A 17,572-nucleotide genomic window follows, 5' to 3' on the forward strand; every position below is an offset into this window, starting at 1 on the left:
ACTTGAACGATAAAGAACACCGCGACATTATTCAGTCCCGGTGTTCATTGTTTTCTATAAGTTGCAAGAATGATATATCATACTAAACTAACAGATACTAATTCGATATTTTTCCATGTATTGGATGCTTTTCTTAGTCCAATATAAGCTGTCAACACCATATCCTCTTCCACATACCTGATTGATTCTTCTTTTAAAGTTATGGTGATTTCTTCTTTTGTTGAAAGATTCCTTACACGGACACTCTTTTTATTGATCTTGATGATTTGGAATATACCTTTTTGAATCTGTTCAATTGTATTATCGTTTATCGTTTGTAATTTTACCATATTGTCGATGTTTAATGAATTGTGGATATAGCCATAACTCATTTCTAATTGTATTAATTGTACAACTTTTAACATACGTGGTTCATATTGTTTAATCAGATCAAGAATTTTTTTTACGTTTGATATCTTATTTTCTTTTGCCAACCATTTGATTAGTGCCTTGAGAGTGGTTACTAAATCTTTTACAAGTGCTTTGCTGACATAATGATATAATTCAAATATATCTCGTCCCAACAACTCTTCCCAGAAAGGTAGATTGCAGTCATTCCAACTTGTAATCGGATGTCTTTCGATAATTTCTCGAATATCATTAAGACTATTACGATATTTTCTTTCGGTTGCTTTCGCTTTTCCTGCTGTTTTCTGTTGATAAAAAGAAATAATATCCTTTGTATAAAAAGCATCGATCGTTGTCGCGGTAATACCTAAACTTTCATAAAGTGGTATATCTTCTTCTAACACTACCGTTTCCCGTTGCTCTGTTAAAGAAACTGATTCTAACTCAGATTCGCGTTTTGCACCACCAGTTATGAAAGAAGATAAAGGTAAACCTAGTTCTCTTCTTGGAGTATTAAAATCAGGTGTTACCTCGATTTTTCCGAACTGCTCTAATGCTAACTTATACGCTTGAAATTCAGCATGTTTTAAGTACTCATCTGCGAATTCTTGATCATTTTCAGCTAGTTGACGTAACGAATTCCCATTGTATCTTGGAATTGGCTCGTCCAAACTCAATTGTGCTCGATGTTGTATAGTAATTACTACATCCTCTGATAGTTGCTTATTTGTTTTTATAAATTTTTGTTCTGTGATAATGTCTTTTGGAACTTCGAATTGTTCTTCTTCATCTTCTAATAACCTGGTTTCTGTCCCTAGTTTTTGCGATTTTCTTAAAAATTCATTCACCTTCCGTAAATCATAACTGGTAAACGTCAATAGATTTCCTTCCATCGTAACATTGGCATGTACATTCATCACGTATATTTCCCCATCAATCTCATTATCGATATAGCGTTTGAGATCACTGAACCAGACCAATTTTTTGCGGGATGGTGTCCACTCCTCTATTTCAAAGTCCTCATCATTATAAAGTGTATTCTCTGCTCGAGCAGGATCGATCATTTCAAATTCATAATGATAAAAACTCATTTTTCGAGTTTGATCGCCCATCTGATCTTGTTGATAAAGACTTGCCAAAATTTCTGGATAATAATCGACCATTATTTGTTCGCGATTTTGATCCGATTCTTTATGAATGGAGTCGATAAACTTTACCGCATTCTTTAGATCATCTGGACCTACAAAACCTCTTACACCGTTAAAATAATAGTTACCATCTAACTCTTCGATCAGTCCGAAACTACTAATCCAAGGTAGTAAAGTTGGTATATTCTCTTCTATTTCTGGCATCGGATACGTTTTTTCTGAGTAATAATCTTTAAAAATAACATTATTTTCTGTGTAATCAATAGCCTGAAGAAGTTTTGGTTGCAGTTGTGACCAACGTTTGGCCATTTCCTTTTCATCTTCATTCAATTGCTCTTCCTGTTCAGCTAAAAACCATTCAATTCCACGCAATCCATTGTCATAACGATAGAAAAAATGTAACCAAAATTGAAAGAAGCCACTGTCATCCGAGCCAAAAACGTGATTGGTTCTTTTTTTGAATTTTGCTTCAAGGGGATAGAATTCACTTGGAGGCAAGTATGACATAAGAAAATCCCTTATTTTTTCGACAAGCATATTTTTCTGTTTATAAAATTTTTCTTCTTTTAATTCTTGTATTTCGATCACATTATCTTTTTTTAAACAACATTTCTTATATTTTTTTCCGCTGCCACATGGACAAAGATCATTTCTGCCTACTTCCATCATGATCCCTCCTGTCATAATTAAACAACCTTTTCCTACTAGTATCCCATCTATCAAAAAACCATGCAAATATGAGACTTTTAGCAGTAAGTTATGCGAGTTGTTTTCATATTAAATTGCTATATCACAAATTCTCATCTAAAATATTTTTTATAAATATGTAATATTTCTTTTGCATAAACGTCTATTAATTAACAACACCAAAGAATGTCAAATAAGGAGGCAAGAGGATGGATGAAGAATTAATTACGGATTGGTTTGACGCTTATGCCGATGATGTATATCGCTTTTTGATCTATTACACTTCGACGTCAGATGTGGAAGACTTAGTCCAGGAAGTTTTTATTAAAGCAATTGATCGATATGATTCTTTTAAAGGGGATGCCAGCCCGAAAACGTGGCTGATATCCATCGCTAGAAATTTAGCCATAGATGAAGCTCGTAAAAACAAACGAAAAGACTGGCGCAAGTTAATCAAATCGTATGAGAATAAAGTAGATATTTCGCCTGAAGATAAACAGCTTATAAGCGAAAGGAAATTGGAATTACATCAAGCAATTTCTAAGCTAAAGCAAGATTATCGAGATGTTGTCATTTTAAGAGGTATCGAAGAGCTATCTGTCATGGAAACGGCTACTATTTTAAAATGGTCCGATTCCAAAGTTCGCGTCACATTCCACCGAGCATTAAAGGCTTTGAAACTGCACGTAGAGGAGGTCCAATATGAGTCATAATGAAGACGAATTAATGAAGGAGTTAAAAGATTTGAAATCAAAAAACTCATTAGAGACGAAAAAGAAGGAGACGATGAAAATGGCACTTCAAAAACATGCTAAGAAAAAACGTGCCAAGTCAAAAGCGAAACAGACGTTCATTTGGTTTTCAAGTGCTGCAGCCTTATTGATTTGTGGTCTTCTCGTTTATCAAATGATTAATAACGACCAGATCACGCTTCCTGCAGAAGATAACCAACAAAAAGAAGAAACAGGCATTACCAGTGATGATCAAAAAGAATCAGATGATGCTGAGGGGTTAGATGATGGCCAGGATGAGAATGAGGCAGAAGGTAACGAGGAGACAGCAAACGAGACGGAAGATGTTAGTCCTCAAGATTTTAAAGTGGATAAGGTCGGAGAGGATACGCGTACAGTAATGATCGAAGGTATGGAAAATGAAGAAACCATTGCACACTATCGAATGGAACCATATGGAATAGAGTATAGTGTAGATACTTTTTTAGACAAGTATGCTATAGAAGAGAATACGGTAAGATATCATAATGATTATGATACAGAAGCTTCGATTATTATGTATGTAGAAGAGAATGCCAACTTGGAAGAGGTTTCTTCTAACTTACAAAATGAGTACACTGGCGAAAGTGACGGTCCGTATCAGCTACCCGAAGACGACAACCCTTATCTAGGAATAGGACAACACTTTTTTGATACACCACAAGGATTTTACGTCTACCAAATCGATGAGAATGTACTTGTTATCCAATATGAATATGATATAGAAGCTGCTGATGGTATGAATCCTCGTTTAGAAGCATTGAGGAAATCCATCCAGTAACAATTAAACGCCATTACTTTTCATCTAAAAGTGATGGCGTTTTAATACTATATGAATATTTCCGGCTTGTTTGATCCACATTATAGAGTGAGAATTTAAATGCTTCACGTGTTTGATGTTTCGAGGAGGAAAATGATGAAAAAAGGAAATAATATCTCAAGTTTGCAAGCTCAAAATCAAATAGCACAAGTTCAGCAATCGATACTTCATTTGCAACATGCGATTCAACAAGCTCAAAGCCATCCAAATGAAGAAATCTTAGAACAAATTCAACATTCCTTAGATCGAGCAGAACGTTCTATGGTTCAAGCAGACAATACAACCGATGATCAGGGAGCATTGGATTTAGTTCGTCGCGATTTAGAACAACAACGGCAGGCGTTTCATGCTATTAATGAGCAACAAGATGAAATTTGACTTCAATCAGCTTGAATTACGGATTCTCACTAGAAGAGCACATCGTTCATTAGGTTTTGTTTTATAATTATTGATGAAAGTGTCGATGAGATGTCCGCTCTTCTCTCTTAGACTTTTTGTGCCTTAATTTAGTCTCTGCTTTTTGTTCTTCATTTCGATTATGAAGGACAATTCGGAGCGCTTTCTCTGTTTTTTGTCCTTCATTCGCGTTATGAAGGACAATTCAGAGCGTTTTCTCTGTTTTTTGTCCTTCATTCGCGTTATGAAGGACAATTCGGAGCATTTTCTCTGTTTTTTGTCCTTCATTCGCGTTATGAAGGACAATTCGGAGCATTTTCTCTGTTTTTTGTCCTTCATTCGCGTTATGAAGGACAATTCGGAGCATTTTTCCTGTTTTTTGTCCTTCATTTACGTTATGAAGGGCAATTTCTTAAAGTAAAGTGCCGACGAGATGCTTCCTCCTCAGCTTTTTTTGCTTGAAACATATGCGAAAAACTGATGACATTTAACCATAAGACAGTTGATGTCCGTTCTATACTTTCTCCCCCTTTTAATCTAAAATAACCGATATCCTATTAAATAAGATATCGGTTATTCTCGTTATTTAGTATGTTGCTCATTTACCAAGCGTATGCTTCTGGAGTTTGTCCGCCTGGTCCTGGGAATATCTCATCTAATTTTTGAAGCACTGCCTCTGTTAATTTCACCTCGACAGCACGCAATGATTTCTCCAGCTGTGCTACGGTTCTTACACCGATAATCGGTGCGTCAACAGCAGGATTTGAAAGTAACCATGCTAGCGCTACTGTATCCTCTCTCTCACCGATCTCATTACATAATGCACTAAATTGTTCTAATTGTCCGCGTTGTTTCTCGGCTCTTTCTTGATTGTGTCTACTTCTGGAGTTTTTAGCCGGATGGAGTGCATTTCCACCTAATAAACCACCGTCTAACGGACTCCATGGCACAATACCGATTCCGTACCTTTTTGCAGCTGGCAATACTTCTAATTCTGGTAAACGGCAATTCAAATTGTATTTATGCTGCTCCAACACGAGTCCAAGAAAATTTCTCGCTTTTGCACTGGCTTGTGCTTCCGCTAGCGCCCAACCAGGAAAATTACTAGAGCCTACATAGTCCAGTTTTCCTTGTTGATTCGCAATTTCAAAAGCAGGCCAGATTTCTTCCCATGATGTTCGACGATCGACATGGTGCATCATATAAATTTCAACATGATCTGTTTGTAATCTATGTAACGAATCTTCTAAATGACGCTTAATTTTGTATGCGGACAGCCCTTGCTCATCATTTGGACCATAGTTCGGATCAAACATCTTTTCATGCATTTTTGTTGCTAAAACCACTTTTTCTCTTCGATTTCCACCTTGATGAAACCATTTCCCAATTATTTTTTCCGTTAAGCCAGCATTCTCACCCCAACCATAATTGTTAGCGGTGTCAAAATAGTTTATACCTGCATCAAGAGCAGCATCCATAATTTTAAAGGCTTCTTTTTCTTCGGTATCGACACCAAAATTCATCGTACCTAAACATAATTTGCTTATTCTCATTCCTGAACGTCCTAAATAAGTGTATTCCATTTCGTATCCCCTCCTTAACTTCATTTAAAATTTAGCATCGGTTAGTTTAAAAAGCAAGAAGGACACACTTTTTTCATAATTGGGGAACCATACGAGAAGAGTTAATCTCTAAGGAAGGTCAAATGCGCAAAATTATGTTATGATATTCTGAGATAAGCGATAATTTGGAGGTTGAGAAATGGGAAAAAGAATTCTGTTATTTCTATTAACAAATATTTTAGTAATGACTACCATAGTAATTGCATGGTCGTTGATCACAACTTTTACAGATATTGGTGCAATTCAAAATGCCGAAGGTCAAATATCATACGGAGCATTAATGATATTTAGTATTCTTGTCGGCTTCGCTGGGGCGTTCATTTCCCTTGCAATGTCACGCTGGATGGCCAAAATGATGATGAAAGTTAAAGTAATCGATCCAAACCGTCCTGCCAATGCACAGGAACGCATGGTTTATGAAAAAGTCGAACGCCTTTCTCGTACGGCTGGTTTAGTTCATACGCCACAGGTTGGTATTTATCAATCTGCTGAAGTCAACGCTTTTGCAACAGGCCCGACTAAGAAACGTTCATTAGTCGCTGTATCATCAGGGCTTTTACAAACAATGGATGATGATGCGATTGAAGGAATTATTGCTCACGAAGTAGCACACGTTGCAAATGGTGACATGGTAACGATGACGTTATTACAAGGAATCGTCAATACGTTTGTAGTGTTCTTTTCAAGAATCGCAGCGATTATTGTATCTCGCTTTGTACGTTCCGAAATTCAATGGATTGTTCAATTTGCAGCAATTATCGTCTTCCAAATTCTGTTCTCGATACTTGGAAGTATTGTTGTCAGCGCCTATTCCCGTCATCGAGAATATCATGCAGACAAAGGTGGGGCTGATTTAGCTGGTCGTGACAAAATGGCACATGCATTACGTTCGTTAAAAATGTATGTCGACCGAGCAAAAGTCGATGATCGCACCGATGACTCTGCTATACAAACAATGAAAATTAATGGAAAAAGTAGCATGATGACCTTATTTTCATCCCACCCACCTTTAGAAGATCGAATTGAAAAGCTTGAACAACGCTAAAAGAGAAAGAGAGTCCGAACTCTCTTTCTCTTTTGTTATTTGGTGAGACTTTTAATAAATTCATCTTGCAGTTTCACTTGTTCTTCTTGCAGATTTTTTCTCTTTCTTGCATTTCTCAATGCTCTTCTTACAAATTCGCTCTCCTTCTTGCATTTCCCTCTGCTCTTCTTGCAAATTCGCTTCTCTTCTTGCATTTCTCACTGCTCTTCTTGCAAATTCGCTTCTCTTCTTGCATTTCCCTCTGCTCTTCTTGCAGTATTATTCCTCTTTAACAAGTACCTTCTGCTTAGAAGATCTCTTTAGCTAAAACTGTATCGATGTAATCGGTGTTTCCGTCTTGATTAATATCATAATTCATTTCTGTTCCACCGAAACTAGCGGGATCTGTTTCAAATTGATCGATGACCGAATTATTATCCAGATCTGCTTGAAATTCATCGATGAATCCGTCGTTGTTTAAATCAACATCAAATTGGTCCATGATTAGATCATGATCTAAGTCATTGATTCCGTATGTACCATATTCAGAAAGTTGATACATTTGCAAGTCACTCTCATCAATACTCATATCATGGTTCATATCCAAAAAATCTAACGGATCTATATCCATTAACATCATTCCTCCAATCATTATTCAAAAAATTTCTGAATACGATTACTCGTTTGTCGAAATTTTTCCGCTTGTTTCTTCTTTACATTTTCTATTGATCCTTCAAACTTTTGATCAAAATCTAACTGAAATGTATAAATAAATCTGTTTTTAGTTTTAGCAGTACTCCCAGCAGACATTAGCTTTTCCCTTTCATTTTCTGTCACTTTTTGTTTTAATTCATCTTTCAAAAGGGATTCAGCGGGAGCAAAACCCCTTTTCCTCGAGATATTTAACGAGCGTAGATACATCTTCTGATTTTCTGCCAACTGATAACACTGTGCCAAATAGAAGAAGAATTCCGCTTGAAAACGTGGAACTTTTTCTATATGAATCGCTTTTGAGATGTATTGAATTGCTTTTTTTAGTAAATTGAATTTCTTGAGATTAGAACTCGCATAGGCAGACGAATACGCTAACGATTTACCTAAAATCACTAGGTCTTCCACATCATTTCGATGTTCATCACTTTTCACTCTTTCAGCAGTTAACGCGATTGCCATACCTAAATAAGTCGATGGTGATGCTTTTTCAAAGTCTTCGTCAATGGCATTTAAGCCTGAGGCAACACCTTTCCCAACAACAAAGCCAAACGGATTAATCACTGCTCTACCAACATTCATTCCGCTGTTCCACTTCTGATACGTAATGATCGCTTCATAGAAAAACAACCAATACAGTGGATTATCTGGTTCATCTTCGAGCTTTTCCTGTAGATCAGCTACACCTGTAGCACCTTGGGTGGCATCACTGACAGCTGAAAGAATAGGTAAGGACGCCAATTCCTTTTTTGCCTTTTTGGAAAAGTTACTCAACTGTTGCTGTTGATCTTTTGAAAGAAAATCATCATACCAATTACTCAAATTCCATCACCTCACTTATAATCCTGACAAGAACAACGCTATCACCGCAACTGCAATGATGATTAGAATAAGACATCCGAGAATTTGTTTAATTCTCTCCGCATAAAAGTAATATACAAATCCGACGATAATACCAACAATTGGAGTAGCAATGAACGAAAAGATGATACCGACAATAATTGATCCTAAAATGGAACCGCGTAAATCTTCGGTTACTTCCTCCTGATAATTAGACGGCTGGTGCTCTTGATTATTGTTTAATAAATGTTGACGCTCATTGAGCCAATCCTCCACTTCATCATAGGAAGGGTGATTCATCTTTTCCACAAGTCGTACTAAGTCTGGCAGCGCAGGATGGTTTTGGTCGACATTATCACAATTATTCATGATAAATGCCATCACCTGTTGCTTTTCTTCTTCATTATTAGGTAGCTGACGCATCTTTTTAAGCGTGTTTTTCCGTAAGAATTCATCTTGATTTAAAAATGCTAAAAAGTATAATTCCGATAATAAAAAGTAGTCTTCGATACCATTTGGTGTTACTAATAGTCCTTCTTCGATCACTCTAATCGATTCGTCATACTGATCCCGCTCGGTATATAGATGTGATAGTAATAAATGATAATTTCGTTCGTTTAAATTAAGTTGGATCAGTTTTTTGAGCTGTACTTCTTCTTTATACGCATCCCCTAAATGAAAATAAATTTGACGCATCAAAAGACGATACTCTTCTGAATTGGGGTCTTCCAATATCAGATCTGCACCCAACCTCTTAGCATCCTGAAACCTTTCCAACGATATATATACATCTGCCAGCTTAAATTTAACCGTTGGATCATCTGGGTAATCCTGTAGCATCTCTTCTAGAAGTTGCGCTGCCCTATAATAATTCTGGTTATTGATATGTTCAACAACTTGATTCGCCGCCGTTTCATACCTTCCACCATCTTGTATCATTCGGTCATATTCTTGCCTTTTTCCTTCGTCAAAAAGTGTTTCATAAGCCTGATTTAACTCCTGGAACTTCTCAGGGTGTTTTTCATTCGTATAAATTCGTATTTGACGATAATACGCTCTTTTGATATCTGTTTGTGAGCCATTTTCATCGACTCCTAATACCTCATATAAATTCTGTTCCCCCATTTACTCTTCCTCCAACAATTTATTTAAGTGAGTTTGAGCACTGATAGCCGTCCATTGCTGAGGAAATGTGTCAACAATTTCCCGTAATAACTCGGTTGCCTGTTCAACCTTACCTTTGTCGATCGATAATTCCGCCAATTGTAACATCAAATCATCGCGATATGGCGACGTTTGAAAATGACTATTCGTTGATGTAATAAAAGCGAAAATTTCTTCTTCTATTGATTGCCCTGCCCGCTGGAATGCTTGAATCTGATAATATCTCGCATCATCTGAGAAATATTGCTGGTCATCATATCTATAAGATTTTTCTAATAATATTGCAGCATTTTGATAATCTCCTTGCTGATATGCTTGTAATCCTTGTTGATATGCTTCATTACTGGCGATCGCGTTAATATCTTCAGCATCCGCTACAAAACCGATACGTTCTTCCATTTCGTTATACTCTTCTTCTAACATTTCATATGTAGCCATCTGTTCGTCCAGCTTTGATTCTAAAGTTGCAATTGTATCACTTTGTTCAGATAAAAACTCTTCCTCTTCTTGGGCAGTTTCATTATCTTCTGCTACTACAGGGATCTCTTTCGTATCAGGAAAAGCTTTACTTCCAACAAAGAGCCCTATCATCAGTACTGTCACGAATGCAGCTACCATAATCCAGCGACGAGAGCTTTTCTTTGGTTTTTCTGCACTCCTGTATCGACTCAAATCAATCGATTGTTGGATATATAATGGCGCGATGCGATATAAATCAAATGCTTTCTTCTGATCTCCTGAATGCATCAAACTAAGTAAATATCCTTTATAAATAGCAACTGGTAAAGGCAAGTCCTTACCTTTGTCAAAAGCATCTGAAAAATCTTGTAAAGCTTCGAGATATTGACCCTTTTTCACCTTTTCAATTCCATCATTATAACTTGAAAATAATAGCTTATACTCTGGGATTTGATGCTCAATTTTTTCCTGTAAATTTTTTGCTTGTGGGATCACTTCAGGACTTACAGAACGAAGTAGTCTTTTTGCCTGAAAAGGGTTACCAGTCATTGCCTCTACTAATGCTAATGCCCACATTACCTGTGAATTAGGGTAATGAATCGCGATATCTTCGAGCAATTTTTTTGCCCGAAGATAATCTTTTTCACCTATATAGTGTAATGCTAGTCTGTAGTTTTCTTTGATCGTATCCATAGGTTCTTTACATCCTTTACACAACTTCCATTAAATAATCGGTCAATTGTTCTTCATATTTTTTCACTGGTTGGGCATCATTTTGAGAAAGGGCGCCTTTTAGATTATTCATAATCGCATCAAGACTAGCTTGTTGATTGGAATCCAGCTCATCCCTCACTTTTTCTGCACGATACATAACCGCCTTTACCTCTTTATACAATTCTGACTGATCCCATGCTTGTTCCATTTTCCTTTTCGACTGACTTACTTCCAAGTCACTCATTACACCGTTATTATTAATTTCTGCATTTACCGTTTTACCTGTACTGGTAAGTTTTGCCGTTACTTTCAAGTTACCGTTAATATCATAATGGAACGTAATTTCAATACCTTCTTGACCAGCAGGATTTGCTGGCACATCATTTATCTCAATATTTCCCAGGAAAGTATTGTCGATTGTCTTTTCCGCATCTCCTTGGAAAACTTGAATATTAAAAGAGGTTTGATGATCTTCTACCGTATGATAGTACTTTGTCTCTGATTTTGGAATCGTCGAGTTACGATTAATAATAATATCAAAATATCCAGGTACTTTTTGGCCACCAATTACTTTAATAATTTCAATTCCTAAATTATATGGAGCAACATCTGTGACGACAAGTCCATTTTGTGAAGAAATCGTTTCATTCTTTATCCCCACTTGAATCGCTGCACCAAGTGCTACCGCTTCATCTGGATTAATATCCTTGCGTGGTGATTTATTAAATTTTCTTTCAACTAACTCTTGTACACTCGGAATTCTAGTTGATCCCCCTACCAATAACACTTCGTCAATCTGATCGATACCAATACCAGTGTCTTCTAATACTTTATCAACTTCTACTAATGTGGAACTCAATAAATCATCGACCATTTTTTCAAAATCGATTCTGCTAAGCTCTAAATCTACTGATAATGGCATGCCGTCTTTTAATAGAATCATAGGTACCGAAATATTGACTGATACTTGAGTAGAAAGTAATTTCTTAACCCGTTCTGCTTCTTCTTTCAAACGATTTTTTCTTAATACAATCTCTTGTTGAGATCCGTCATGCAAAAGGTTAATCCCATGCATTTTTTCAAATTCTTCTACGATATAATCAACAATTCGTTGGTCAAAGTCCATACCACCTAACGTATTGTTACCACCACTTGCTTTTACATCGACAACGCCTTCAAATAATTCGACAACCGATACATCAAAAGTACCTCCACCTAAGTCATATACCAATATGTATTGTTCTTTGTCCATATTATCTAAACCATACGCAATTGCGGCTGCTGTTGGTTCATTAATGATACGATCCACTTTTAAACCAGCTAATTCTCCTGCCTTTTGCGTGGCTTTTCGCTGGGAATCAGAAAAATAAGCAGGTACGGTAATCACAGCCTCTGTTACTTCTTCTCCTAATTTATCTTCCGCACTTAATTTTAATTCTTTTAAAATATTAGCTGAAATTTCTTCAGGACGATAAACTTCTCCTGCTACGTTTAGTTTTTCATCCGTTCCCATAAAACGTTTTACTTCTGTGACAACATGATCAGGCATACTGACAATCGCTGATTTTGCCGAGTTTCCGACAACAATCTGTCCATCCTTTGTCACGTGAAATACCGATGGAGTGGTTCTCCCGCCTTCTCTGTTTTCAATAATCTCAGGTTTTTCATTTTTTATGTAAGCAACTGCTGAATTTGTTGTCCCTAAATCAATTCCTATGATCGCCATGATGATCCCGTCCTTTTTCTCTTAGTAGATTGTAATTACTTTTGCTCTTCTGATTAATGATTGATTATGTTGATATCGAAAGCCTCTTTGGAAAACCGAATACACTTCATACTTTTGCAAATTAGAGGCTTCCACTTCTTCTAAGCTAACAGTTCCTATACCTTCCATGATGGAGCCATCGAATGGTTCCCCAATCACTGGTACTTCTTCTATTCCATATTCCTCAAGTAAGTGGATAGCCTTATCGACAACTTTTGACACTTCCTCTAACCATGAGCTATCTTGCTTTTGTTCAGCATTGATTTTTATCAAATCAAGCAGATCAAATACTTCTAACAAAAGGTCCACATATTGATTGACTTGTTGATGAACTTCCTCCATTGAGGATTCTTGCTCTAATTCCTGTTGTCCTAATTTTTCATCAATATGCAACTGTATCTCCTGCAATAATTTAAAATTAACGTGATTCCCTTTTTTTACTTCATCTCTGATGGTATCAAACTTGCTTATTAGATCGGTATCTGTCTTAGGATCTTCAAGCTCCTCTTCGATTAGAATAGGAGACAAGTTTAACAATTCATCTTCTAAATGTTTTTGATATGTTTCCAAATTCACTTCCCCTACTTTCTCATTTTTATATTTATCCATAAATTTATTAGTTAGCGTTCTAATCTCTTCTGTCCAACTCATTTGGGATTCAGATAAATCGATCAATTGATTAAATAAAACATAATAGGATTTGTAACTTATGTAAAAATTCCATTTTAGAGTTAACATCACGTACTGCGGCAATGATTTTTTCTCCGTATGCAGGACTTTTTTTATTGTTTCTCCTTGCTCTTCATCTAAAATTGGGAGTATTTCATGTAAGAATTTATCACCCTCATTCACTACAACACCTCCAAACCAATTGAGTATATATTACTATATTAGTACATTTTCGACAAAAAGTGTAGAATATTAAGAATATTTTATAGGTAAATTTTACTCATTTAGTAACAGAGGGATGAAACAGTGATTATAAGTGTTCTATACTACACTTTGATATTTCTCATAAAAAAATTTAGCTATATCCTAATTCTTTAGTGAGCGACAAAGTTTTTCTTATATTTTGTACATTCAACATTTCCTTTGTCGAACTCCTTCATCGCTAAAAATTATATTCTTTCTTAACGTACAAAAAAGCTACCTAACTATTATGTATAGTTGGATAGCTTTCTTCTTAACGATAAAATATTTACTTGCTTTTTACTCAACTTTCGCACACTGAAATAGGCAGGTAAGCCCTGATATAGCTGGGTAAGCCTGCAATCCATTGTTGGACTTGACTTTTGATTAATTTTTGTACCTTTTTGTTGCTCATTTTCAAGGCATCTTCAAGAAGCTCGATCAACTGCTGAAGTGCCACAGCCCAATCGAGATCACTAACTTCATCACATAATTCATAAAACATGCCGCCAAGTGTTCGCTCGTCTGTGCTACATCGGTTTTGCCACGAGAGAACAATATATCGTGTGAATACGATGGTCGTATGACTAATTAAGCCGTCATACGAACGACTTTGGAACTCTTTTTGAAGTTTTAAGAGAGATTTTGTTGTTTTGAAAAAAACTTCAATGTCCCATCGCATCCCATAAATACGAATGATTTCTTGATCACTAAGTGTACAATCGGTGCTTAGAATAGCTAACCATTCACTCTTTTTATTTCGATTACGAACAAAGACAACTTTAATAGGAACGCCATTCGCTTGTGTGGTATGAATCGAACGAAGAATGCCTTTCTTTCCATCTGTTGGTTTCGCAAAACGATATAGTTCCTTTAAGCTTACACGTTGGCCATTCACAAGGTAACGCTGTTTCAAGTTCTTTACCATGCCAATGACATCGAGTCCTTGCTCTTTTATCTCCTTAACGAGAGGCTGATACGTGAACCAAGAGTCCATCAGCACATAGGAAGCATCGATACCGGCATTCATCGCGCGTTCCACCATACCTGGTATTTGCTCAGGTGCGGTTTGTAATGCTTCTACTCTGCGTTTATAACCGGAACTACGTTTATCAACTTTTGATGATATGCCATTAATTTGGCTTTTCTTCGAGCTTAATAAAGAAAAGTCCACTGGAATGAATGTGGCACCATCTGACCAACCAAGCGTAAGCATACGAAACCCTTTATAAAAGCGCATTTTTTGGGATGCATGGTCAAAACAGCGAGCTAATAATTCAACCGATTTACTGCGGTTACGATCATACGAAGAATCATCTACAATCAATACTTTGGGGCGATCATGACGCGTTAAGTTGGTTACTTTTCCAATGGTATGAGCGCTTAGAAATAATAAAAACCTTCTCCAAGCAAAGGTAGATTTGTTTAAAAAGCGATAGACGGCATTCTTCTCTGGACAATCATTCGCTTTGTTACTTTGAAGTACTTGATACCAGTTCTTATTATCAAAATCAACTAAAAATCATATAATGAATAAGATAGGCACAAGTAAAGCCGACAGACTTTGTAATACCAGCTTTTCTAAGATGCTTATACACGTTTAATTCTTTAAAGATGGAAGAAAGTTCATTTGGTAGTTGATTATTTTGGTCATTATTCGCTATCATATAGGAGACACCTCTTCTGTATTGGTAGTGTTTTCTAGTCAATTACACTATACCAAAAGTTGAGGTGTTTTTTTATACCTATTTCGATTGTCAATGACCATATTTAAACAGTGACATGCTTTACAGCTAGTTATATTTAATGCTTTTTTCTAGCTGCGAAAGTTGAGCTTTTTACTTATTCAGATAACTGACTTTAACTTTTTGTTTTTACTGTTGTATTATGTTTAATCGTTTGCAGTGCATCATGCATCTTGAACACGACGATCAATAATTCGCAATAAATACGAGTAACTAATGGTCCCACCACTATGACCACAAGTCTTTATCGCGGATTTCGACACATACTTGGAATCAAAAATATATCCACTATCAACCAGATCCATAAAACAACTAATGGAATCCAACCGATGAGAATCCAGACTGTAAACCAACCAATTGCTCCCAGTAATAGTTGAGCAATTCCACTTCCAATTCGTCCTGTATAAAAGCGATGGACACCAATCTGTCCAAAGAAAAACCATAATATGTAGGCAACAGCAATATTTCTTTCTTTCACATTACTAACCTCCCTTTGTTTTCAGATGATAATAGTATAATATTACTAATTACAAAAAGCAATGAGCCACTGTTTTTACTGGATCTAGGGACTACTACAAACGTTTACAACATGGTAAAATGATAGTTAATACTTACAGTCAAGGGAGAGATGATAATGAACTTAACCGTCTACTTAGCAGGACAAATACATGATGACTGGCGTAAAGAGGTGGAAGAAAAAGCAAATCACAAGAAACTATCGTTAGAATTTGTTGGTCCACAAACAGACCATGCTCGCTCAGATAATGTCGGGGAAGATATTTTAGGTGAACAACCCGGTAATGTGTTTAAAGATGATGCTGCTTCGGCCATTAACAATTTGAGAACACAGGTGCTTATGCAAAAATCTGATATCGTCATTGCTCTTTTCGGTGAAAAATATAAACAGTGGAACACGGCAATGGACGCTAGTACTGCATTAGCTCTAAACAAGCCAACTATTATTGTTAGACCAGAATCTCTTATCCATCCGCTTAAAGAATTATCGAACAAAGCGAATGTGACAGTGGAAACAGTGGAGCAAGCAATAGAAGTAATTTCATATATTTTCGAATAAAAAAAGGGAAGTCAGTTAATTAGGCTGACTTCCTTTTTACATATTTTGAGATAATGTATTTATACCCATCTCCCGTTTCAAAGACAAGCTTCCTAATAAGAGTTCGTTTATCCACTGACTTGCAGCGCCTAGTGCGATCGTATGATCCATTAAATTAGATTTCACAACTTCTAATTTTTTCGTATTTGTTTTTAAAGCATGTTTGGCAAAAGAATCGACGAGAGAAGAATACGTTTCTTTTGAAGCATTACTTATTAGGCTTCCCGTTAAAATGATCTTTTCAGGATTAATAATATTTACTAAAGTAGAAACAGCAATTCCTACATATCTAGCAGCTTCTTCTACCACATTCAATACTAGGGCATCCCCCTTAATTAAAGCTTCATACACATCTGAGATCATGATGTCATCAGGTACCTCTCTTACGTCATGCAATATTGTAGGAAAACCCTTCTTCATTTTTTTCTGTATCTGTTCCAAAATTGATGCTTCACTTGCGAGTGCCTCCAGACAACCATAATTACCACATGTACATAACGGTCCATCACCATCCACTATTGTATGCCCAATCTGACCGGCACCAAAATCAATACCATGAAATATTTTACGATCAATCATAATACCTGCACCGATACCGTAGTCCACATTCACAACAATAAATGAGTTCTCTTCTTTCGCGTCCCCAAACCAGGATTCGGCCAAAGTTAAGGCGTTACAATCATTATCAACCAAAACTGGTAAATCGATGGCTCTCTCTAACTGTTCTTTAATCGGTACGTTTTCCCAGTCTAGATGAGGTGGATAAATCGCGACACCCTTCTGATAGTCTACAATTCCATGCATCCCCACACCAATACCTAAAAATTCGGAACGGTGAAATCCCTTTTTTTGTAATAGATGGTTAATTACTAAAGTGATCTTATTAATCAGAGGTTCTGGTGATGTATTATGGGGCAAATCTTCAGATTGGTGAACCAACTTTTCCCCCTTGAGATTATAAATGCCTATTGTAATATGCTTAGAAGTAATTCCCACACCTATAACTTTTAAGGTTTTTTCTTCGATATCATATAGAGTTGGGAATCTACCTCTATCTGTTTTTGATGCTCCGATATTTTTTATTAATTGATAGTTTTCTAACTTATCTACAATATCTGCAATTGCTGGTAATGTAAGTCCTGTTTGTTTCGCCAAAGTAGACTTAGAAGTAGCACCATTTTTCATTAAAATACGCAAAATTAATTTTTGATTATATTGTTTCATCATGTCTTTACTGATTCGCTGTGTGGTATTGTACATTTTGCATCTCCCTAAATTCTTACATTATCTTATTAAA

General features: G+C 36.3%; 17 protein-coding genes and 1 pseudogene. 5 read left to right on the forward strand and 13 right to left on the reverse strand.

Translation table 11 applies throughout. From position 1 onward, the window contains the following. Nucleotides 1-77 precede the first annotated feature (77 nt). Nucleotides 78-2,219 (reverse strand): SEC-C metal-binding domain-containing protein, encoded by a 2,142-nt coding sequence (locus tag BN3107_RS19860; protein WP_148434744.1) that lies wholly within the window; start codon nucleotides 2,217-2,219, stop codon nucleotides 78-80. A gap of 212 nt (nucleotides 2,220-2,431) precedes the next feature. Between BN3107_RS19860 and BN3107_RS14865 the strand changes: the two genes are divergently transcribed. The 3 genes from BN3107_RS14865 to BN3107_RS14875 all read left to right on the forward strand — a co-directional run bounded on the left by BN3107_RS14865 (nucleotide 2,432) and on the right by BN3107_RS14875 (nucleotide 4,190). Beyond that, the gene (locus BN3107_RS14865; RefSeq protein ID WP_058308423.1) at nucleotides 2,432-2,935 is read left to right on the forward strand and encodes an RNA polymerase sigma factor; all 504 of its coding nucleotides are present in this window, start codon (nucleotides 2,432-2,434) and stop codon (nucleotides 2,933-2,935) included. Next, nucleotides 2,925-3,773, forward strand: a complete 849-nt coding sequence (locus BN3107_RS14870; RefSeq protein WP_058308424.1) for a hypothetical protein — start codon at nucleotides 2,925-2,927, stop codon at nucleotides 3,771-3,773. Before BN3107_RS14865 ends, BN3107_RS14870 begins: the two co-directional genes overlap by 11 nt. A gap of 135 nt (nucleotides 3,774-3,908) precedes the next feature. Continuing rightward, complete coding sequence (locus tag BN3107_RS14875; protein ID WP_058308425.1) at nucleotides 3,909-4,190, forward strand: hypothetical protein; 282 nt, start codon at nucleotides 3,909-3,911, stop codon at nucleotides 4,188-4,190. A 620-nt stretch (nucleotides 4,191-4,810) separates the two neighbouring features. Here the strand turns inward: BN3107_RS14875 and BN3107_RS14880 are convergent. Then, nucleotides 4,811-5,791 (reverse strand): aldo/keto reductase, encoded by a 981-nt coding sequence (locus tag BN3107_RS14880; protein WP_058308426.1) that lies wholly within the window; start codon nucleotides 5,789-5,791, stop codon nucleotides 4,811-4,813. A 178-nt stretch (nucleotides 5,792-5,969) separates the two neighbouring features. On the opposite strand from BN3107_RS14880, the gene htpX reads away from it, so the two are divergent. Further along, the gene (gene htpX / locus BN3107_RS14885; RefSeq protein WP_058308427.1) at nucleotides 5,970-6,875 is read left to right on the forward strand and encodes a protease HtpX; all 906 of its coding nucleotides are present in this window, start codon (nucleotides 5,970-5,972) and stop codon (nucleotides 6,873-6,875) included. Nucleotides 6,876-6,910: 35 nt separating this feature from the next. Here the strand turns inward: htpX and BN3107_RS19865 are convergent, their stop codons facing one another. The 10 genes and pseudogenes from BN3107_RS19865 to BN3107_RS14925 form a co-directional block, all read right to left on the reverse strand. After that, a complete protein-coding gene (locus BN3107_RS19865) occupies nucleotides 6,911-7,069 on the reverse strand; it encodes a hypothetical protein (protein WP_156416121.1) in 159 nt (52 codons plus the stop codon). A 92-nt stretch (nucleotides 7,070-7,161) separates the two neighbouring features. Further along, nucleotides 7,162-7,485 (reverse strand): hypothetical protein, encoded by a 324-nt coding sequence (locus BN3107_RS14890; protein WP_231735341.1) that lies wholly within the window; start codon nucleotides 7,483-7,485, stop codon nucleotides 7,162-7,164. Nucleotides 7,486-7,505: 20 nt separating this feature from the next. After that, a complete protein-coding gene (locus tag BN3107_RS14895; RefSeq protein WP_058308429.1) occupies nucleotides 7,506-8,387 on the reverse strand; it encodes a hypothetical protein in 882 nt (293 codons plus the stop codon). Between the two features lie 15 nt (nucleotides 8,388-8,402). Beyond that, a complete protein-coding gene (locus tag BN3107_RS14900; RefSeq protein WP_058308430.1) occupies nucleotides 8,403-9,530 on the reverse strand; it encodes a tetratricopeptide repeat protein in 1,128 nt (375 codons plus the stop codon). Beyond that, nucleotides 9,531-10,721: a tetratricopeptide repeat protein gene (locus BN3107_RS14905; RefSeq protein ID WP_058308431.1), complete on the reverse strand. Its 1,191-nt coding sequence runs from the start codon at nucleotides 10,719-10,721 to the stop codon at nucleotides 9,531-9,533. It abuts the gene before it with no gap. A gap of 16 nt (nucleotides 10,722-10,737) precedes the next feature. Next, a complete protein-coding gene (locus BN3107_RS14910) occupies nucleotides 10,738-12,468 on the reverse strand; it encodes an Hsp70 family protein (protein WP_058308432.1) in 1,731 nt (576 codons plus the stop codon). A 21-nt stretch (nucleotides 12,469-12,489) separates the two neighbouring features. Next, the gene (locus tag BN3107_RS14915) at nucleotides 12,490-13,359 is read right to left on the reverse strand and encodes a nucleotide exchange factor GrpE (RefSeq protein WP_058308433.1); all 870 of its coding nucleotides are present in this window, start codon (nucleotides 13,357-13,359) and stop codon (nucleotides 12,490-12,492) included. A 361-nt stretch (nucleotides 13,360-13,720) separates the two neighbouring features. Then, nucleotides 13,721-15,083 (reverse strand): annotated as a pseudogene (locus BN3107_RS14920) (IS4 family transposase). 193 nt (nucleotides 15,084-15,276) lie between these two features. Further along, nucleotides 15,277-15,399 carry a hypothetical protein gene (locus tag BN3107_RS20280; RefSeq protein WP_148434746.1) on the reverse strand — a complete coding sequence of 41 codons (123 nt, stop codon included), beginning with the start codon at nucleotides 15,397-15,399 and terminating at the stop codon, nucleotides 15,277-15,279. 6 nt (nucleotides 15,400-15,405) lie between these two features. Continuing rightward, nucleotides 15,406-15,639, reverse strand: a complete 234-nt coding sequence (locus BN3107_RS14925) for a TM2 domain-containing protein (RefSeq protein WP_058308434.1) — start codon at nucleotides 15,637-15,639, stop codon at nucleotides 15,406-15,408. A gap of 156 nt (nucleotides 15,640-15,795) precedes the next feature. Between BN3107_RS14925 and BN3107_RS14930 the strand changes: the two genes are divergently transcribed. After that, nucleotides 15,796-16,236 carry a YtoQ family protein gene (locus BN3107_RS14930; RefSeq protein WP_058308435.1) on the forward strand — a complete coding sequence of 147 codons (441 nt, stop codon included), beginning with the start codon at nucleotides 15,796-15,798 and terminating at the stop codon, nucleotides 16,234-16,236. Between the two features lie 36 nt (nucleotides 16,237-16,272). On the opposite strand, the gene BN3107_RS14935 is transcribed toward BN3107_RS14930, so the two are convergent. Beyond that, nucleotides 16,273-17,535 (reverse strand): ROK family transcriptional regulator, encoded by a 1,263-nt coding sequence (locus BN3107_RS14935; protein ID WP_058308436.1) that lies wholly within the window; start codon nucleotides 17,533-17,535, stop codon nucleotides 16,273-16,275. Between the last annotated feature and the right edge of the window lie 37 nt (nucleotides 17,536-17,572).

Source organism: Gracilibacillus massiliensis (genome assembly GCF_001458115.1).
Taxonomy (GTDB): domain Bacteria; phylum Bacillota; class Bacilli; order Bacillales; family Amphibacillaceae; genus Gracilibacillus; species Gracilibacillus massiliensis.

Coding starts and splice junctions, on each gene's coding strand:
- BN3107_RS19860 (WP_148434744.1), bottom strand. CDS start 2,219: ATGACAGGAGGGATCATGATGGAAGTAGGCAGAAATGATCTTTGTCCA.
- BN3107_RS14865 (WP_058308423.1), top strand. CDS start 2,432: ATGGATGAAGAATTAATTACGGATTGGTTTGACGCTTATGCCGATGAT.
- BN3107_RS14870 (WP_058308424.1), top strand. CDS start 2,925: ATGAGTCATAATGAAGACGAATTAATGAAGGAGTTAAAAGATTTGAAA.
- BN3107_RS14875 (WP_058308425.1), top strand. CDS start 3,909: ATGAAAAAAGGAAATAATATCTCAAGTTTGCAAGCTCAAAATCAAATA.
- BN3107_RS14880 (WP_058308426.1), bottom strand. CDS start 5,791: ATGGAATACACTTATTTAGGACGTTCAGGAATGAGAATAAGCAAATTA.
- htpX (WP_058308427.1), top strand. CDS start 5,970: ATGGGAAAAAGAATTCTGTTATTTCTATTAACAAATATTTTAGTAATG.
- BN3107_RS19865 (WP_156416121.1), bottom strand. CDS start 7,069: ATGCAAGAAGAGAAGCGAATTTGCAAGAAGAGCAGAGGGAAATGCAAG.
- BN3107_RS14890 (WP_231735341.1), bottom strand. CDS start 7,485: ATGGATATAGATCCGTTAGATTTTTTGGATATGAACCATGATATGAGT.
- BN3107_RS14900 (WP_058308430.1), bottom strand. CDS start 9,530: ATGGGGGAACAGAATTTATATGAGGTATTAGGAGTCGATGAAAATGGC.
- BN3107_RS14905 (WP_058308431.1), bottom strand. CDS start 10,721: ATGGATACGATCAAAGAAAACTACAGACTAGCATTACACTATATAGGT.
- BN3107_RS14910 (WP_058308432.1), bottom strand. CDS start 12,468: ATGGCGATCATAGGAATTGATTTAGGGACAACAAATTCAGCAGTTGCT.
- BN3107_RS14930 (WP_058308435.1), top strand. CDS start 15,796: ATGAACTTAACCGTCTACTTAGCAGGACAAATACATGATGACTGGCGT.
- BN3107_RS14935 (WP_058308436.1), bottom strand. CDS start 17,535: ATGTACAATACCACACAGCGAATCAGTAAAGACATGATGAAACAATAT.